The following is a 17435-nucleotide window of genomic DNA, read 5'->3' as shown; positions in this document are numbered from 1 at the left end:
AGGCCCTGCTGGGTGGGGTCTCCTGGCAGGGCCGAGTGCCCCGGCCGGGCTCGATTCCCCCGTCGCCCGGGGCGTCGGCTGCGCCGGTCCGGGTGGCCAGGTCGAGGGCATAGGTTTTGAGGCGCGTGAAAGGTGTTGTTTCCGTCCACGGGGCAGTCTTCTGGGGCGCTGGTGGCCGGAAAGGGACGACACGCCAGGCGCGCCGGGAACATGCGGCACTGATCAGCGGCTTCCCTGAGACGGGTGTGGCTCAACTTGCGTTCATGGTCTCGCGCTTCTACGGTTGGACCACAACATCTAGTACTTACACCGATGTAGTTCACCACACCTTGTGTTTTCGTGACCGCACCATGGCATGCCGTGGGGCGGGCGTGAGCGTTCCCTGGTCAAGCCGGGCAGGGGGCGCCGCCGGGGTGGGGTGGCCGCGGGTCAGGAGGCGAAACGCGTGCATTGTCCGTTCTGTCGCCATCCTGACACGAGGGTCATCGACAGCCGCTCGACGGACGACGGCGGCGCGATCCGGCGCCGCCGTACATGTCCGGAATGCGGGCGCCGGTTCACCACGCAGGAGACCGTACTCCTCATGGTGAGCAAGCGCAGCGGCGTCACCGAGCCGTTCTCCCGGGACAAGGTGGTCGCGGGCGTGCGCCGCGCCTGCCAGGGCAGGCCGGTCGGCGAGGACTCCCTGGCCCAGCTCGGGCAGCGGGTCGAAGAGGCCATCCGGGCGAGGGGCGCGGCGGAGATCCCCTCCAACGAGGTCGGCCTGGCGATCCTCGGGCCGTTGCGGGAGCTGGACGAGGTGGCCTACCTGCGGTTCGCATCGGTATATCGCGGTTTCGAGACCTTGGCGGACTTCGAGGCCGAGATCGAACAGTTGAAGGCGGAGAAGGGGGAGTCATGACGGAGACGGCAAGCGGTTCAGTCGCGCGCGGAGGCAAGCGTCCCCGCAAGGGTCTGAAGATGAAGCGGATCTTCACCAAGCCGGGCGTGCATCCGTATGACGAGATCGCGTGGGAGCGCCGCGACGTCGTCATGACCAACTGGCGCGACGGCTCGATCAACTTCGAGCAGCGGGGCGTCGAGTTCCCCGAGTTCTGGTCGGTCAACGCGGCCAACATCGTGACGACCAAGTACTTCCGCGGCGCCGTCGGCACGCCCCAGCGCGAGTGGAGCCTGAAGCAGCTCGTGGACCGCGTCGTGGGCGTCTACACGCGCACCGCGGTCGAGCACGGCTACTTCGCCGGCGACGAGGACGCGGAGATCTTCGACCACGAGCTGAAGTACGCGCTGGTCCACCAGATCTTCGCCTTCAACTCGCCGGTCTGGTTCAACGTGGGCACCAAGTCGCCGCAGCAGGTGAGCGCCTGCTTCATCCTCTCGGTGGACGACCAGATGGAGTCGATCCTCGAGTGGTACAAGGAAGAGGGTGTGATCTTCAAGGGCGGCTCCGGCTCCGGCGTCAACCTGTCGCGCATCCGCTCCTCCAAGGAGCTGCTGTCGAGCGGCGGCACGGCCAGCGGCCCGGTGTCGTTCATGCGCGGCGCCGACGCCAGCGCGGGCACCATCAAATCCGGCGGTGCGACGCGGCGCGCCGCCAAGATGGTCGTCCTCGACGTCGACCACCCCGACATCGAGGAGTTCATCGAGACCAAGGCGCGCGAGGAGGACAAGATCCGCGCGCTGCGCGACGCCGGCTTCGACATGGACCTCGGCGGCAAGGACATCGTCTCGGTCCAGTACCAGAACGCCAACAACTCCGTCCGCGTCTCCGACGAGTTCATGCGCGCGGTGGAGAAGGGCGGCGAGTTCGGCCTGCGCGCCCGCCTCACCGGCGAGGTCATCGAGAAGGTCGACGCCCGTGACCTGTTCCGCAAGATGGCCAAGGCGGCCTGGGAGTGCGCCGACCCCGGCGTCCAGTACGACGACACGATCAACGACTGGCACACCACGCCCGAGACCGGCCGCATCACCGCCAGCAACCCGTGCAGCGAGTACGTCCACCTGGACAACTCCTCCTGCAACCTGGCCAGCATCAACCTGCTGAAGTTCCTGAAGGACGACAACTCCTTCGACGTCGCGAACTTCGTCAAGCTCACCGAGCTGATCATCACCGCGATGGACGTGTCGATCACGTTCGCCGACTTCCCGACCGAGAAGATCGGCGAGACGACGCGCGCGTACCGCCAGCTCGGCATCGGCTACGCCAACCTGGGTGCGCTGCTCATGGCCACCGGCCACGCCTACGACTCCGACGGCGGCCGGGCCGTCGCCGGCGCGATCACCTCGCTGATGACCGGCACGTCGTACCGGCGCAGCGCCGAGCTCGCCGGCGCGGTCGGCCCGTACGACGGCTACGCCCGCAACGCCGAGCCGCACAAGCGGGTCATGCGCAAGCACGCCGCGGCCAACGACAACCTGCGCACGATCGGCTCCATGGACGCCAAGATCCACGCCGAGGCGTCGCGCCAGTGGTCGGAGTGCCTGCGGCTCGGCGAGAAGAACGGCTACCGCAACGCCCAGGCGTCGCTGCTCGCCCCGACCGGCACCATCGGCCTGATGATGGACTGCGACACCACCGGCATCGAGCCGGACCTCGCGCTGGTCAAGTTCAAGAAGCTGGTCGGCGGCGGCTCCATGCAGATCGTCAACCAGACGATCCCGCGCGCCCTCAAGCAGCTCGGCTACCCGCAGGAGCAGATCGAGGCCATCGTCGAGTACATCGCCGAGCACGGCCACGTCGTCGACGCGCCGGGCCTGCGCCAGGAGCACTACGAGGTGTTCGACTGCGCGATGGGCGAGCGCGCGATCGCCCCGATGGGTCACGTGCGCATGATGGCCGCGACCCAGCCGTTCCTGTCGGGCGCCATCTCCAAGACCGTGAACCTGCCCGAGTCGGCCACGATCGACGACATCGAGCAGGTCTACCTGGAGGGCTGGAAGCTCGGCCTGAAGGCCCTGGCCGTCTACCGCGACAACTGCAAGGTCGGCCAGCCGCTGTCGGCGGGCAGCGGCGCCAAGAAGGACGAGGCCAAGGACGCGGCGGACGTGGTCCCGGCCGAGCCCGAGGTCAAGGTCATCGAGGTCAACCGCCCGACGCGGCGGCGGATGCCCAACCAGCGCCCGAGCACGACGACCCGCTTCACGGTGGGCGGTGCCAAGGGCTACATGACCGCCTCCTCCTACCCGGACGACGGGCTGGGCGAGGTCTTCCTCAAGATGTCCAAGCAGGGCTCGACGCTGGCCGGCGTCATGGACGCCTTCTCGGTGGCGATCTCGATCGGCCTGCAGTACGGGGTTCCGCTCGAGACGTACATGAGCAAGTTCGTCAACATGCGCTTCGAGCCGGCCGGGATGACCGACGACCCGGACATCCGCATGGCGACCTCGGTGATGGACTACATCTTCCGCCGTCTGGCCCTCGACCACCTGCCGTACGACGAGCGGGCGGCGCTGGGCATCTTCTCGGCGGCCGAGCGGGCGGCGCAGCAGCGCGGCGAGGACCCGGCGGCGCTGCAGGAGACGGTCGACCGGGAGGCGCTCGCCCAGTCGGCGCCGATCGAGGCCAAGCCCGAGGACGCCCAGGCCGAGGACCGGGCTGCCGGTGTTGAGGCGCAGGGCGGCGGGGTCGCGCCGGCGAAGCCGTCGGCCATGGCGCTCGAGAGCCACCAGCGCTTCACGGCCGACGCGCCGCTCTGCATGACCTGCGGCACCAAGATGCGCCCGGCGGGCAGCTGCTACGTCTGCGAGGGTTGCGGCTCGACCAGCGGCTGCAGCTGATCAAGCCGGAGTCTCCCGGGTCGATCAAGCGGGAGCGCGGAGGGTGCCGGACGTCCGTCCGGCACCCTCCGCGAGGCTTCCGGGCCTCTGCGCGAAGTCCCCGGGTCCTCATCGGAAGCTCGAAAGGGGCTCAGGCAGCCACGAAGAACTCCAGGAGCTCCGGTGCCAGCCCCCGCGACGACACCGCGTGCGTCTCGCCCTCCAGGATCCGGTGCTCGGCGCCCGGTACGGCCGCGGCCACCGCGCGCCCCGCGTCCAGCATCCAGCCGGGGCTCGCGCCGCCGTTCAGCACCAGCGTGGGCCGGCTGATCGAGGCGAGCGGGCCGGCGGGCAGGGCGTTGCGCGGCCCCATGACGGCCGCCTCGTACGCCAGCGTGTGCGCCAGCGCCTCCATCCCGGCCCAGCCGGGCCCGGAACGCATCGCGGCGACCGCCTCGGCGGGCACCTCGGCCGCGCGCACCATGAACAGCTCCACGGCGTCCCCTGGCCGCCCCTCCTCCACCAGCGACTCCAGCCGCTCGGCGAAGTCGGCGGGCAGGTCGGGCGCGCCGGGACCGACGTGGTACGGCGGCTCCCACAGGGCCAGTTTGCCGATCGGCAGCCCCGCGGTCACCGCCCGCAGCGCCAGCGCGGCCCCCGAGGAGCCCCCGAACACCAGCACCGCCCCGCCCTCACCCGGCGCGCTCCCTCCAGGGCCGCCTGCTCGCGTCCCGATCGCGGGCTCGGGGCCTCCTCCTCCCGATCCGCCGGCCTCGGCCAGCAGGGCGGCCAGGTCCTCGACCTCCCGCTCGACCGCGTACGGCCGGACGTCGCCGCTGCCGCCCCGGCCGCGCCGGTCGTAGTTGTAGACCGTGAACCACGGCGACAGGGCGGCGGCCACCTCGCGCAGCAGGGGGTGCGTCCGGTCGGTGAACGCGCCGTGCACGAGCACGACGGGCGTCCCGGTTCCGCACCGGTCGTAGCTGATGAGGGTGCCGTCGGCCGAGGTCACCTGGCCGGTCGCGGGCTCGTCCACGGGTCCTCGGCCTCAGCCCGCCTGCGGCACCAGGCAGAGGGCGGACCACTGGTGGCCGTCAGGGTCGGCGAAGCCGCGCTGGTAGCGCTGCCCGTCGTTGATCGGCTCGCCGACGGGGGTCGCGCCCGCAGCGACGGCCTTGTCGAACATCGCGTCGACCGCCGCCGGGTCGTCCAGCCCGAGGACCAGGATCACCTGCGTGGTCTTGGCCGGGTCGGCGGGCTCGGAGCGCGCGTACGAGGCGAAGACCGGCTCGGCGAGCAGCATGACCTGCGTCCGCTCGTTGATCATCACGGAGGCCATGGCGTCGGAGGCGCCGAACAGCGTGAACCCGAGCGCGGCGAAGAACGCCTTGGAGCGGGCCAGGTCGGCGACCGGCAGGTTGACGAAGATGGTGTGGGAGACGGGGGGCTGGGACGTCGTCGGCATCGGAGGATCCTTCGTTCCGTGAGTGGTGGTGCGTGCGAACGGGTCCCAGTCTGCTCGCGCCGCTCCCCGGCGGTCTTGCCCGCGCGTGCCGCCCCCTTGACGATCCGTGCCGTCCGCGCCCGGCCGTGCCGTCCTTGCCCGTCCGCGCCCGGCCGAAGCCGCGGAGCGGTCAGTGGGGCGGGCCGAGCCGGGCGCGGCGGTACTCGGCGGGCGGCATGCCGTACGCCTGCCTGAACAGGCGGCTGAAGTGGGCCGCCCCCGGCAACCCCCAGCGGGCCGCGACGCCGCTCACCGGGACGCCGGACAGGGCGGGGTCGGCCAGGTCCCGGCGGCAGCGCTCCAGCCGCCGGTGCCGGATCCAGGCGGCCACGGTCGTGCCCCGCGGCTCGAACAGCCGGTGGAGCTGGCGCAGGGAGACGTGGTGGGCGGCGGCGACGGCGGCCGGATCGAGCCCGGGGTCGCCCAGGTGCTCCTCGACGAAGGCGTCGACGCGCATCAGCAGCGTGCGGGCCCGCGACTCGTCCGGCACCGCCGCGGCCTGCTCCGCCCGTTCGGCGATGACGGTGGTGAGCAGGTCCATCACCACGCCCGACAGCCGGGCCGCGCTGTCGGGCCGGTAGGTCTCCAGGTCCAGGGTGACCCGGCGCAGGAGCGGCGCGGCGAGCGCCCCGGCGCCGTCGTCCGTGGCGATCGGGACCGCGGTGAGCCGGGCCAGCGCGTCGGGCGGGAGCGCCAGCGCGTCACGGGGGAGGCTGAAGACCGCGAGGTCCACCGCCGAGGTGTAGGCGAGCTGGTACGGCCGGGCGAAGTCGTAGAGGGCGAGCCGGCCGGGGGCGAGCCGGGTGGAGCGGCCGTCCTGCTCCAGGACGGGTTCGCCGGACAGGGACAGCACCACCCGGTACAGCTCGCGCGAGCCCTGGCGGATCTGGCCGGGCGTCCGGTGGACGCTGTGCGGGGTGGTGGTGCGCACCCTGCCGACGCCCACGGAGCCGAGCGTCCCGGCGCCGATCTCGCCGCGCAGCGGCGCGTCCGGGTCGATGTGGCAGTCCAGCGGGCCGAGGGCGTCGCACACGATGCTCCGCCAGGCGGCGTGCCGCCGCCCCGGCGGCACGTCCTCGGCGCGGATCAGGATCCCCATCGCGAAACCCTCCGAACGGCCTGACGTCTCACCCGGTGACGGGCAGGGCGGTCCCGTACAGCCGCGACGCCCTGAGCCGGATCACCATGCGCCGGTCGGTGACCATCTGCCGCAGGAACGCCTCCTCGCCCGCCGGGTCGGTGATGCCGCCGGCCATCGCGAGCAGCTCGCGCCCGACCTCGTCGCCCGGCTCGGCGCTGACCGGCGACAGCTCGGCCACGCCCTCGGCGACCGCGAAGGACCAGAAGTCGTCACTGGTCACGTACAGGGAGCCGCGGGGGTCGCGCTGCAACTGGCGGACCTTGAGCCGGTCGGCGATGGTCGAGATCCGCGCCACGCGCCGGTCGGGATCCCAGGTGTAGAGGACCGTGGACAGGTGGGGGAGGCCGTTGCCGCGGGTGGTGGCGAGGGCGCCGAAGCGCTGCCCGGCGATGAGCTTGGACAGCTCCTCGTCGGAGAGCGCCCGAGGGGCGGGGCCGGCTCCAGGGCCGTAGCTTTCATCGGTCATGTGGTGATTCCTCCCTGTTGTGGGGAACCCTATCGCCGCAACCTCCACCCGGTCGCCGATCGCTTCGGCCCGCCGTCAAGGATCGCTTCGACCTCGCCGTCAAGCGACCGGCAAGCGTTCGTCGGCGCCGGGGGTCCATGCTGGGACCCCGAGCGAAGAGAGGCGTGACGATGACAGTCCCCCTGCGCCCTCCCCTGCTGGTGCAGCGGCCCAGCAAGGCGCTGCTGATCGGCATGGTGGTCTCCAGTCTGCTGGCCCTGGTCGTGCTGGCCGTCATGCTGTGGAGAGGGGGACCGGTCGGGTTCGGGCTGTCGCTGCTGCTGGCGCTCGCGCCGCTGCCCGTGCTGCTCGCGGCCGTCCTCTCGCTGGACCGGCTGGAGCCGGAGCCGAAGCTGCACCTCGCGTTCGCCTTCGCGTGGGGCGCCGGCGTGGCGATCGTGCTGGGCGTGGCGCTCACGCTGGCCGGTCAGGCGTTGTTCACCAGCGCCGGGTACGGGGCGCAGGTGGTGGACGCCATGGGCACCGTGGTCCTCGCCCCGGTGATCGAGGAGGCGCTCAAGGGGTCGGCGCTGCTGCTGCTCCTGCGCCGCCGCCGGGAGATCGACGGGCTGACCGACGGCATCGTGTACGCCTCGATGGCCGGGCTGGGCTTCGCGGCCGTGGAGAACGTCGGCTACTACCTGAGCGCCTTCCTGCAGAAAGGCGTGGGCGCGACCGTGCAGCTCTTCGTCATGCGCGGCCTGATCGACCCGCTCGGCCACCCGGTCTACACCTCCATGATCGGGCTCGGGGTGGCCTACGCGCTGACCCGGCGCGGGACCGCCCGCTACGCGATGGTCCCGCTCGGCTACCTGGCCGCGGTGGTCCTCCACGGGCTGTGGAACGGCGCCGCGGCCACCCGGTCGCTCGGCTGGCTCGCCTCCGCGTACCTGGTGATCATGACGGCGCTGGTCCTGCTCGTCGTGGTGGCGGTGCGCGAGCGCCGGCAGCTCGTCACCAAGATGGGCGCCTACCTGCCCGCCTACCAGCAGACGGGGCTGGTCGGCCCGCAGGACCTGGTCATGCTGGGCTCCCTGCCCGCCCGCGCCCGCGCCCGCCGGTGGGCCAGGCGCGCGGGGATCGGCCGGGCCATGAGCGACTACCAGCACGCGGCGACCGAGCTGACCATGCTGCACCTGCGCGCCGAGCGGGAGGGCATGGAGCCGGCCAGGTTCGCCGCCGAGCGCGACGCCCTGCTGGGCGCCATGGCGCACGCCCGCCGCTGGTAGGTCTCCCGCCGCGCGAGGAGCGGGTCTCCACGGGGCCCGCGCTCGCCGCCGGGAGAGGGCCGGTCCGCAAATTCGTACAAGACCGGGCGGGGGCGCGGGGCCGACACTCACCGCATGTCCATCTCCACCGCGGGCCCCGGGGCGCCCGCCGCCACCGCCGTCCGCCGCGGCCCGATGCTGGCCGTGCTGCTCGCCGGCCAGGTCATGGCCTCCATGGACGGCTCGATCGTGTCGGTCGCCGCGCGGACCATCCGCGACGATCTGCGCGCCGACGGCGCCGCCGTCCAGCTCATCGTGTCCGGCTACCTGCTGACCACCGGCGTCCTCCTGGTGACCTGCGCGCGGCTCGGCGACATCGTCGGGCACCGGCGCGCGTTCCTGGCCGGCCTCGCCTGGTTCACCGGGGCGTCGCTGGCGTGCGGCCTCGCGCCGACCGCGGGAGTGCTGGTGGCCGCCCGCGTCGCGCAGGCCATGGGCGCGGCGCTCCTGACGCCGCAGGTCTTCTCGCTCATCCAGCTCTACTGGGACGGGCCCGCGCGCCGCCGGGCGATCGGCCTGTACGGCATGGTGCTGGCGCTCGGCGTCGCGCTGGGCCAGGTCATCGGGGGCCTGGTCGTCGGCGCCGACCTGTTCGGCCTCTCCTGGCGTCCCGTCTTCCTGGTCAACGTCCCGATCGGCGCGGTCCTGCTGGCGCTCGGGCCGCGCCTGCTGCCGGACTCCCGCGTCCGGGAACGGCCGCGCCTGGACCTGGCGGGCGTGGCCGTCCTGACCGTCGCCATGGCCGCGCTGACCGTGCCGCTCATCTTCGGCCAGGACAACGGCTGGCCCGCCTGGTCCTGGGTGTCGCTCGCCGGCGGGGCCGCGCTGCTGGCGGCGTTCGGCCGTCACGAGAGCCGGGCGCGCCATCCGCTGCTCGACCTGGGGGCGCTGCGGCCCGCGGGGGTGAAGCCGGGGCTGGCGGCCTGCTGGATCGTCATGGGCTGCTACACCGTGTTCCTGCTGGTGCTGACCCTCCACCTCCAGTCCGCGCTGGGCTTCTCGCCGCTCCAGGCGGGGCTGGCGTTCGTCCCGTACACGGTCGGGTTCGGGACGCTCAGCCTGACCTGGACCCGCTACCCCCGGCGGCTGCGCGCCGCCCTGCCGGTGGCCGGTCCCGTCGCCTTCGCCGCCGGCGCGGTCCTGGTGGCGCTGCTGCACCGCGACCAGTGGAACCCGTACGCGGCCGCGCCGCTGCTCCTGCTCGCCGGGGCCGGGCACGCCGCCGGCTACAGCCCGCTGATCGCCCGGATCACGTCGCTGGTCGAGCCGCGGCTCGCCTCGGCGGTCTCGGCGCTCAACTCGACCGGTCCGATGCTCGCCGGGGTGACGGCCGTCGCCGGGCTCGGCAGCGTCTACTTCGCCGCGCCGTCCTCCGCCGACGGTCTCCTGCGGGTCGTCGCGGCTGTCGCCGCGCTGCTCGCGGCCGGTACGGCGAGCGCGTGGCGGGCCGTACGCGCCCGCCAGGCCCCCGCCGCCCCGGCGCCCGGGTGACCGGGTGACCGGCGCCTCCCATGAGCGGGAGGCCGGCGTGTTCTATGAGCGGGAGACCAGTGTCGCGACGGCCGTGGCCGCCGTCAGCACGACGCACCCCGCCACCGCCACGGTCGCCCCCTGCTGCGCGCCGAGCTGCCCGATGACCGCCGCCACGCCGGCCGCGCCGAGGGAGCTGCCCACGTAGCGGGCCGTGTTGTTGGCTCCCGAGCCCATGCTCACCCGGTGCGCCGGCACGCTCTCGACGGCCAGCTGCGTGATCGAGGAGTTGACCAGTCCCGAGCCGGCCCCGCTGACCACCAGCCCGGCCACGATCGGCAGCATCGACCCGCCCGCCCCCAGGCCCAGCAGCCCGGTGAAGCCGGCCGCGCTGAGCGCCAGGCCGAGCGCGAAGCGCGCCGGGGTCGCCAGCCGCACGTGCCTGGACAGCAGCGCGACCACGAACGACAGCGACGACCAGAGCCCGAACAGCAGCGCGGTCTCCAGCGGGGTGAGCCCGCGGCCCTGCTGGAGCACGCTCGGCAGGTAGCTCAGCAGCCCCACGATCGCCGCCCCCACGACGAGCGCGCCCCCGGTCGCGACCAGGAAGGCCGGCCGCCGGAACAGCTCCAGGTCGAGCAGCGGCTCCGGCCGCCGGCGCTCGGCCGCCACGAACGCCGCCCCGAGGACCGCGGCCAGCGCGAGGGCTCCCACGACGACCGGCCGCCCCCAGCCGAGCCTGCCCTCCGTCACCCCGGCCACCAGTGCGGCCACGGCCAGGCTCAGCAGGACCACCCCCGGCACGTCGAAACGCCGCGGCTCGGGGGAGCGCGACTCCTCCAGCACCCGGGCCGACACCGCCGCGAGCGCCACCGCGCACGCCCCCACCAGCCAGTACGCCGCCCGCCAGCTCGCCACCTGGGCCAGCGCCCCCGACACGAGCGGGCCCACGGCGGTGCCGAGGCCGATCATCGCCCCGTACCGCCCGGTGGCCCGCACCCGCTCCGGACCAGCCGGATAGGCGTTCCCGACCAGCCCGAGGCTGCCCGCGAGCATGGCGGCGCTCGCGGCGCCCTGCGCGAAGCGCGCCGCCACGAACACCGGCACGGCCGTGGCCAGCGCCGCCACCACGCTCGCGACGGCGAGCACGCCGGTGCCGGCCACCATCACCCGCTTGCGCCCGTAGTCGTCGGCCAGCCCTCCGGAGACCAGCAGCACGGAGGACAGCCCGAGAGCGATCGCGCCGAGGATCCACACCGGCCCGGTCGGTCCCGCGCCGAGCGCGCGGGCGGTGTCGGGCAGCGTGACCATCGGCACGGTGTAGTTCGTCAGCACCAGCAGCGGGGCCGCGGACGCCACGGCGGGAGCCAGGGCACGCCGCCTGGTTGGTTCAGTGATTGAACTCGTCATGGCTGCGCACGCTACCACGGTTCAGTGAATGAACTAGGATGGGGTCCATGGCGCTCGGCAAGAACTACGACGGCCAGGACTGCTCCCTGGCCCGGACCCTGGAGCTGGTCGGCGAGCGGTGGACCATGCTGGTGGTGCGCGACGCGCTCTACGGCGTGCGCCGCTACGGCGACTTCCTGGCCCACCTCGACATCCCGCGGGCGGTGCTGTCACAGCGGCTGGCCACGCTGGTCGAGGCCGGCGTGCTGGAGCGGCGGCGCTACCAGGACAGCCCGCCCCGCGACGAGTACGTGCCGACCGCGATGGGCCGCGAACTCTGGCTGCCCCTGCTGGCCCTGGGTCAGTGGGGCGAGCGCCACCTGAGCCGCCGCGGCGCCCGCCGGGTGTTCTCGCACGTGGACTGCGGCGGCCGGATCGACGCCACCGCCTCCTGCACCGGCTGCGGGGCCGCGCACCTGCCGCCCGAGCGGATCGAGGTGCGCCCCGGCCCCGGCCTGGCCGACGACCGGAGCGACCCGGTCAGCGTGGCCCTGCGCGAACCCCACCGGCTGCTGGAGCCGCTCCCATGACAAGATTCATGCGGACCCCCGAAGGGAGATCGCATGAGCTGGGTCGAGATCACCTCCGAGTCCGAGCTGCGCGAGCTGCTCGGTGACGTGATGCCGCGGGCCGCCACCAAGGAGAGGGCGCGCCTGCACGAGCGCGACCGGCAGTGGCTGGCCGCGTCGCCGTTCTGCCTGATCGCCACCTCGGGCGCCGACGGATCCTGTGACGTCTCGCCCAAGGGCGACCCGGCCGGGTTCGTCCACGTCCTCGACGACACCACCATCGCCATCCCCGATCGGCCGGGCAACCGGCGGGCCGACGGGTTCCGCAACGTCCTGACCAACCCGCACGTCGGCCTGATCTTCCTCGTCCCGGGCCGCAACGAGACCCTGCGGATCAACGGCCGCGCCCGCCTGGTCCGCGAGGCCCCGTTCTTCGACGAGATGGTCGTCAAGGGCCACCGCCCGCACCTGGCCCTCGTGGTGGAGATCGACCAGATCTTCTTCCACTGCGCCAAGGCGTTCCTGCGCTCGGCGCTGTGGAAGCCCGACTCGTGGCAGCCCGAGACCCTGCCCTCGCACGCCCGCCTCGTCAAGGACGTGCAGGCAGTCGAGGAGTCGCTCGAACAGCTCGAGCAGTACTACGGCGAGTCGTACGCCAAGAGGCTCTACGGCTGACCCGGGCCGTCAGGCGGCCGGGGTCGGGCCGCCGGGGAAGCGGATCACGTTGCGGCCGGCGTAGGCGCGCAGGTCGACCACCTTCGGGTCGGGCGGCGACGGCCTGCGCCGGTCCGCCGTGCGGATGTCGCGCACCTTGTGCCGGACGATGTGCGGCGGCACCACCGCTAGCCTCTTCATGCCGAGCCCCCCGTGATGTTCCTGTTATCTAATTTAACTACAGAAACACCGGTAAGCGCGGTGTAAGAAACGGTTCGGCGGGGAAATCATTTTCGGGTTGCCCCGGAGGAACCGCCGGCCGCCCGCTCAGTAGGGGAGCCGGCGACCCGAGGGTGAGCGCAGGTCCAGGTCCGCGTGGGGGTCCGGACGCCGCTTCGGCGGTCTGGTGATCCTGATGCGCCTCATGGTGAGCCTCCCGAATGCCCGGACGTACGGGCGCCGCGCCCGCGCGGCCCGGCGGGCCCGGAGCCCGCCATGCCGGACAACCTAGCGCGGGGTCACCTGCGCGTTCCACGTATTTCTACCGGCGCAGCCACACCTGGTCGGTCTGGTCGCCGCACGGCCACTGGATGACGACCTTGCCCTTGCGCCGCTCGGCCTTGCCGACGGCCAGGCACATGCCGGTCGCCTGGTTGCGCATGCGCTGCATGCCGTCGTAGGCCCACTCCTGCTCCGAGCCGCCGTCGGTGCACGGCCACTGGATCACGCCCTCCGCCTTGCGGGCCGAGGCGCGCGGGACGGCCAGGCACATGCCGGTCTTGGCGTTCGTGAGCCGTCCGTGGTGATAGATCCACTTCTGGTCCTTGTTGTTCGAGCACGGCCACTGGATGACCTTCTTGCCGGCCCGTACCTCGCTGCGGCCGACCGCCAGGCACATGCCGGTGGCGGCGTTCGCGAGCCGGGAGCCGGCGGAGGCCGAGGAGGCCGAGGAGGACGCGGAGGACGCGGAGGCGGGCAGGGCCGTGAGGGACAGGGCCGCGGCCGCCGCCGCGGTGAGGGCCAGGATGCGCCGAGGGGAGGTGAGCACGAGGAGCTCCTTCCGTGATGCCCGCGATGTCCGCGGATCTCGCGATGTTGGTGAAGTACGTGTCGATCGGGTGAGATGCACGCCTCGCCCGATTGGTTGGATCTTTTTTCGGGCGGCGGCAACCAGCCGCCGGGGTGCGGCATCTAACCCGCCGTGGAAACGCTCAGCGCGGGGGATCCGCAGCATGTCGGCCCGTACTGGCTGGCCGGGCGGCTCGGCTCCGGCGGGCAGGGCGTCGTCTACGAGGCCTACGACCCCGAGGGACACCGGGTCGCGCTCAAGATGCTCCACCCGGCGGGCAACGGCATGGCGGGCCGGCTGGCCAAGGAGGCCACGGCCGCGCGCCGGGTGGCGTCGTTCTGCACGGCCAAGGTGCTGGCCGCCGACCTCGACGGCAGCCGGCCGTACATCGTGTCCGAGTACGTCCCCGGACCCAGCCTCCGGCAGGCGGTGACGGAGGGGCGCCGGTTCACGGGCGACGACCTGCACCGCCTGGCCACCGCGGTCGCCACCGCGCTCACCGCGATCCACGACGCGGGCGTCATCCACCGCGACCTCAAGCCCGACAACGTGCTCCTCGGGCCGGACGGCCCCCGCGTGATCGACTTCGGCATCGCCCGCACCCTCGACATGTCCCTCACCGGGACGGGCGAGGTGGCGGGCACGCCCAGCTACCTCGCGCCCGAGGTGTTCGCCGGGCAGCGCGCGGGCGCCCCCGCCGACGTCTTCGCCTGGGGCGCCACCATGGTGTTCGCGACGACCGGACAGGACCCGTTCCACGCCGACAACCTCGGCGGCGTCATGCACCGCGTGCTGTCCCACCACCCCGACCTGAGCGCGCTGCCTTCGGGGCTCGCCCCGCTCGTCGGCGCCGCCCTGCGCAAGGAGCCGGCCGCCCGGCCCGCGGCCCGCGACCTGCTCCTCGCGCTGGTCAGCGGCGACTGCGCCGACCTCGGCGGCCTGCTCGCCGAGGGCAGCCGCGCGGCCGGCGGCGTGGCCGCCCCCGGCCGGGCCGACCCGGCTCTCGGCACGATCGCCGAGGACGCCTACGGCTCGCTCGGCCCGGAGGAGCGCGACCTGGCGGCGGAGGTGTTCCTGCGGCTGGTCGCCATCGGCGAGGACGGCCGGGAGACGGGGCGGGCCGCCTCGCACGACGAGCTGTTCGAGGGACGTCCGGAGCGCGAGGCGGAGGCCGTGCGCCGGGTGCTGCGCGCGTTCTCGTACGTCGTCTCCACCGACGGCCACAGCGTCGAGCTGGCCCGTCCGGCGCTGCTGCGCGCCTGGCCGCGGCTGCGCATGTGGGTCAACGCCGACCGCGACGGGCTCGCCGTGCTCGGCGAGATCAACCGCGCGGCCCGGCACTGGGCCGAGCACGGCCGGCGCGACGCCGACCTGCTCCAGGGCAGCCGCCTGGAGCAGGCGCTGCGGTGGGCGGCGACCAGCCGCCGCCACGTCACGCTGACCCCGCGCGAACGCGACTACCTCCAGGCGGGCACCGACCTGACCCGGCGGCGGATCCGCCGGCGCCGCCTCACCGTCGTGGCGCTGGCGGGGATGCTCGCCGTCGCCCTCGCGGCCGGTGGGGTGGCGGTGTGGCAGGGGCGGCAGACCGCCCGCCAGCGCGACGTCGCCGTCGCCAGGCAGGCGGCGGCCGAGGCGGACCGCCTGCGCACCGTCGACCCGGTCACCGCGATGCGGCTGAGCGTCGCCGCCTGGCGGCTGTCCCCGCAGCCGGAGGCCCGCAGCAGCCTGATGGCCTCGCTCCAGCAGCAGGAGACGGCGGTGTTCCGCGACCCGCCGGTGCAGGGGCTGGCGTACCGGGCGTTGAGCCGCGACGGCCGCACGATGGTGAGCGTCAGCAAGCAGGGGGTGAACGTCTACGACGTGCGGACGGGGCGGCGCACCGGCGGCTGGAAGGGCCTCGGCCTCAAGGGCGAGATCGTCTTCGCCCCGGTGCTCAGCCCGAGCGGCCGCCTGCTGGCGCAGTCCACGCCGGAGGAGCTCGGCGTCTGGGACCTGTCCACAGGCAGGCGCGTCTACGAGGAGAAGCTGGAACAGGCGAGCGGCGGCGGCTACTTCCCCCGGTTCGGCGAGCACGAGACGACCCTGCTCGTGGGCTACTGGGAGGGCCTGTCGCACCTGGTGGACCTGAAGACGGGCAAGCGGTTCGGCAGGCCGGTCGACAGAGCGGACGGCACCGAGGCCACCCCCGACGACCTGCTGGTGGACCCGACGGGCCGGCGCATGCTGGTCATGCAGGGGAAGCTCGGCGCGCTGTCGCTGCCCGCCTGGCGCAGGCAGGGGCCGTACCCCGCCTGCGGCAGGCAGTCGACCGTGGCCGCCTTCAGCCCGGACGGCCGGACCCTGGCCTGCGCGGGCGACGAGATCAGATTGGTGGACGCGGCCTCGGGACAGGTACGCGTCAAGGACGACGAGTGGACCTGCGACCTCTGCGGCAAGGCGCTGCCCGGGCTACGCCTGGACGACCGGCACGTCGCCGTCTTCTCCCGCCGGGACCTGCAGGTGTGGCGGATCGCCGACCACAGGGAGGTGCTCAGTTACCGGGCCGAGGGCGATCTGGCCGACGTCCGGCTCGACCCCGACGGCAGGACGCTGCGCTACCTCATGGACGACGTGGTCGTGAGCGTGGACCTGGGCCCCCGGGTGACGTCCACCCGCGTGAGCAAGGACGCCGAGATCCGCCTCGGCCCGAGGGGACGCTGGGCCACGGTGGCCGACTACGAGGCGACGCGCGTCAAGCTGATGGACCTCCGCACGCACCGGAACGTCGCCACGTTCGCCAAAGGCTCCGAGGAGTCCGTGGTGCCGGGCTTCGACGAGCCGGGCGGCCGCCTGGTCCTGGCGGGGCCGGAGAGCAAGGTCAGACTCATCGACCTCAGGACCTCGCGCCAGGTGTGGGCGGTGCGGACGCCGAAGTACAACCTTCCCGAGCAGGTGCAGTTCTCTCCGGACGGCACGAAGGTCGTCATGTCGATGGGCCCGGAGGGGCAGTCGGGGCCCTTCCGCGTGATGGTGTACGACGCGGCGACCGGGCGGACCCTGCACAACTATCGCACGACCGTGCGCGGCGGCCCCCTGACCAGGGACGGCACCACTCTCGTCACCGGAAGCGGCACCTACCTCGACCTGACGACGGGCAGGCTGGCCGGCACCGGGTTCGACCTCTCCGCGGGCGGCTACAGTCCCGCGCTGAGCAGCAAGGGCGTCATCGCGATCGGCCAGGACGAGGACGGGCGCATCGCCCTGTGGCGCTTCGATCCCCGCGGCCCCACGCCGATCCGTCCCGCGCTGCCCCGCGCCGCGGGATCGGTCGTCCTGCTGGCCTTCTCACCCGACGGCTCCGTTCTGGCGACCCTGGCCGGCAACGGGAAGCTCCAGCTCTGGGACCCCGCCGGCAAGCGCCGCCTCGGCGGCTCCTTCGACCTGCACACCTTCCAGATGCCGGACGCGCTCACCTTCAGCGCCGACGGCCGCACCGTGTACGCCGCCGTGGACGGGACCATCCACCAGGTGCCGGTGGAACCCGGGCAGGTGGCGGCGGACGTGTGCCGGCGCGCCGGCGGCGGCCTGTCCGAGCGGGACTGGTCCGCCCACCTGCCGGAGGTCCCGTACCGGGAGACCTGCTAGCCCTGGCAGTTGCCCCACGACTTGCGGCCGCCCCACGCCTCGACCCGGTTGTCCGGGGTGCGGGTCCAGCCCTCGTACTTCACGCACTTCCAGCTGCCGTCCACGTGGCCGGTCTCGGCGTAGAACTGGTACTTCTGCACGTCCTCGGACCGGCCGCCGCCGCGCACCTCCAGGGAGGCGCCGGTGAGCGTGCGCGTCCCGGTGAAGCGGGTCTTGATCGCGGCCACGCAGTTCTCGCCGCTGCTCTTGCTGTACATGAGGTAGACGTGCCCGAACACCGCCCCGTCGCGCGTCTTCATGGCCCGGTGGCCGTCCTTGACGCGGTGGAATCCGGACCCGCACACGCGCTCGGGCGTGTAGGCCGCCGACGCGGCGTAGGCGGGGGCGGGGACGGCGGCGATCCCGGCGGCGACGAGACCGACCGCGACGATCGTACGCTTGAGCACGAGGTTCCCTTCGTCGAACAACATCGTCGATCTTTAC

At 73.2% G+C, this 17435-nt stretch carries 15 protein-coding genes; 7 read left to right on the top strand and 8 right to left on the bottom strand.

The genetic code is table 11. The annotated features are described in order from the left end of the window. Positions 1-445: 445 nt before the first annotated feature. On the top strand, positions 446-901 hold the full coding sequence (gene nrdR, locus HT134_RS23255) for a transcriptional regulator NrdR (protein WP_175602546.1): 456 nt from the start codon (positions 446-448) through the stop codon (positions 899-901). Further along, the gene (locus HT134_RS23250) at positions 898-3777 is read left to right on the top strand and encodes a vitamin B12-dependent ribonucleotide reductase (RefSeq protein WP_175602545.1); all 2880 of its coding nucleotides are present in this window, start codon (positions 898-900) and stop codon (positions 3775-3777) included. The genes nrdR and HT134_RS23250 overlap by 4 nt, the downstream gene beginning before the upstream one ends. 130 nt (positions 3778-3907) lie before the next feature. Here the strand turns inward: HT134_RS23250 and HT134_RS23245 are convergent, their stop codons facing one another. The 4 genes from HT134_RS23245 to HT134_RS23230 all read right to left on the bottom strand — a co-directional run bounded on the left by HT134_RS23245 (position 3908) and on the right by HT134_RS23230 (position 6867). Next, positions 3908-4792: an alpha/beta fold hydrolase gene (locus HT134_RS23245; protein ID WP_175602544.1), complete on the bottom strand. Its 885-nt coding sequence runs from the start codon at positions 4790-4792 to the stop codon at positions 3908-3910. A 12-nt stretch (positions 4793-4804) separates the two neighbouring features. Then, a complete protein-coding gene (locus tag HT134_RS23240; RefSeq protein ID WP_175602543.1) occupies positions 4805-5221 on the bottom strand; it encodes a VOC family protein in 417 nt (138 codons plus the stop codon). A 169-nt stretch (positions 5222-5390) separates the two neighbouring features. Continuing rightward, positions 5391-6359 carry an AraC-like ligand-binding domain-containing protein gene (locus HT134_RS23235; protein WP_175602542.1) on the bottom strand — a complete coding sequence of 323 codons (969 nt, stop codon included), beginning with the start codon at positions 6357-6359 and terminating at the stop codon, positions 5391-5393. A 28-nt stretch (positions 6360-6387) separates the two neighbouring features. After that, positions 6388-6867: a PPOX class F420-dependent oxidoreductase gene (locus HT134_RS23230; protein ID WP_175602541.1), complete on the bottom strand. Its 480-nt coding sequence runs from the start codon at positions 6865-6867 to the stop codon at positions 6388-6390. Positions 6868-7037: 170 nt separating this feature from the next. Here HT134_RS23230 and HT134_RS23225 point away from each other — a divergent pair, with 170 nt between their 5' ends. Continuing rightward, positions 7038-8135 carry a PrsW family intramembrane metalloprotease gene (locus tag HT134_RS23225; RefSeq protein WP_246365183.1) on the top strand — a complete coding sequence of 366 codons (1098 nt, stop codon included), beginning with the start codon at positions 7038-7040 and terminating at the stop codon, positions 8133-8135. Positions 8136-8249: 114 nt separating this feature from the next. After that, positions 8250-9665, top strand: coding sequence for an MFS transporter (locus HT134_RS23220; protein WP_217708218.1), 1416 nt, complete (start codon positions 8250-8252; stop codon positions 9663-9665). Positions 9666-9707: 42 nt separating this feature from the next. Here the strand turns inward: HT134_RS23220 and HT134_RS23215 are convergent, their stop codons facing one another. Then, positions 9708-11054, bottom strand: coding sequence for an MFS transporter (locus HT134_RS23215; RefSeq protein ID WP_217708217.1), 1347 nt, complete (start codon positions 11052-11054; stop codon positions 9708-9710). 47 nt (positions 11055-11101) lie between these two features. On the opposite strand from HT134_RS23215, the gene HT134_RS23210 reads away from it, so the two are divergent. Both HT134_RS23210 and HT134_RS23205 read left to right on the top strand, forming a co-directional pair. Then, positions 11102-11623 carry a winged helix-turn-helix transcriptional regulator gene (locus tag HT134_RS23210; protein WP_175602538.1) on the top strand — a complete coding sequence of 174 codons (522 nt, stop codon included), beginning with the start codon at positions 11102-11104 and terminating at the stop codon, positions 11621-11623. A gap of 33 nt (positions 11624-11656) precedes the next feature. Continuing rightward, positions 11657-12277 (top strand): pyridoxamine 5'-phosphate oxidase family protein, encoded by a 621-nt coding sequence (locus HT134_RS23205; RefSeq protein ID WP_175602537.1) that lies wholly within the window; start codon positions 11657-11659, stop codon positions 12275-12277. A gap of 9 nt (positions 12278-12286) precedes the next feature. Here the strand turns inward: HT134_RS23205 and HT134_RS23200 are convergent, their stop codons facing one another. Both HT134_RS23200 and HT134_RS47100 read right to left on the bottom strand, forming a co-directional pair. Continuing rightward, positions 12287-12457, bottom strand: a complete 171-nt coding sequence (locus tag HT134_RS23200) for a hypothetical protein (protein ID WP_175588129.1) — start codon at positions 12455-12457, stop codon at positions 12287-12289. Positions 12458-12797: 340 nt separating this feature from the next. Beyond that, positions 12798-13304 carry an RICIN domain-containing protein gene (locus tag HT134_RS47100; protein WP_175602536.1) on the bottom strand — a complete coding sequence of 169 codons (507 nt, stop codon included), beginning with the start codon at positions 13302-13304 and terminating at the stop codon, positions 12798-12800. Positions 13305-13457: 153 nt separating this feature from the next. Between HT134_RS47100 and HT134_RS23190 the strand changes: the two genes are divergently transcribed. Continuing rightward, entirely contained in the window at positions 13458-16952 is a 3495-nt protein-coding gene (locus HT134_RS23190) for a WD40 repeat domain-containing serine/threonine protein kinase (protein WP_175602535.1), read from the top strand. On the opposite strand, the gene HT134_RS23185 is transcribed toward HT134_RS23190, so the two are convergent. Further along, complete coding sequence (locus HT134_RS23185; RefSeq protein WP_175602534.1) at positions 16949-17422, bottom strand: hypothetical protein; 474 nt, start codon at positions 17420-17422, stop codon at positions 16949-16951. The two genes, HT134_RS23190 and HT134_RS23185, sit on opposite strands and share 4 nt — an antisense overlap. Positions 17423-17435: the final 13 nt, after the last annotated feature.

The organism is Nonomuraea rhodomycinica, assembly GCF_013363995.1.
Classification (GTDB): Bacteria; Actinomycetota; Actinomycetes; order Streptosporangiales; family Streptosporangiaceae; genus Nonomuraea; species Nonomuraea rhodomycinica.
The sequence above is the reverse complement of the archived record's forward strand: the minus strand, read 5'-3'. Positions and strand labels throughout refer to the sequence as shown.

What these genes read in the sequence shown, in the direction of transcription:
- HT134_RS23250 (WP_175602545.1), top strand. Translation starts at nt 898, where the DNA reads ATGACGGAGACGGCAAGCGGTTCAGTCGCGCGCGGAGGCAAGCGTCCC.
- HT134_RS23240 (WP_175602543.1), bottom strand. Translation starts at nt 5,221, where the DNA reads ATGCCGACGACGTCCCAGCCCCCCGTCTCCCACACCATCTTCGTCAAC.
- HT134_RS23235 (WP_175602542.1), bottom strand. Translation starts at nt 6,359, where the DNA reads ATGGGGATCCTGATCCGCGCCGAGGACGTGCCGCCGGGGCGGCGGCAC.
- HT134_RS23230 (WP_175602541.1), bottom strand. Translation starts at nt 6,867, where the DNA reads ATGACCGATGAAAGCTACGGCCCTGGAGCCGGCCCCGCCCCTCGGGCG.
- HT134_RS23225 (WP_246365183.1), top strand. Translation starts at nt 7,038, where the DNA reads ATGACAGTCCCCCTGCGCCCTCCCCTGCTGGTGCAGCGGCCCAGCAAG.
- HT134_RS23220 (WP_217708218.1), top strand. Translation starts at nt 8,250, where the DNA reads ATGTCCATCTCCACCGCGGGCCCCGGGGCGCCCGCCGCCACCGCCGTC.
- HT134_RS23215 (WP_217708217.1), bottom strand. Translation starts at nt 11,054, where the DNA reads ATGACGAGTTCAATCACTGAACCAACCAGGCGGCGTGCCCTGGCTCCC.
- HT134_RS23210 (WP_175602538.1), top strand. Translation starts at nt 11,102, where the DNA reads ATGGCGCTCGGCAAGAACTACGACGGCCAGGACTGCTCCCTGGCCCGG.
- HT134_RS23205 (WP_175602537.1), top strand. Translation starts at nt 11,657, where the DNA reads ATGAGCTGGGTCGAGATCACCTCCGAGTCCGAGCTGCGCGAGCTGCTC.
- HT134_RS23200 (WP_175588129.1), bottom strand. Translation starts at nt 12,457, where the DNA reads ATGAAGAGGCTAGCGGTGGTGCCGCCGCACATCGTCCGGCACAAGGTG.
- HT134_RS23185 (WP_175602534.1), bottom strand. Translation starts at nt 17,422, where the DNA reads ATGTTGTTCGACGAAGGGAACCTCGTGCTCAAGCGTACGATCGTCGCG.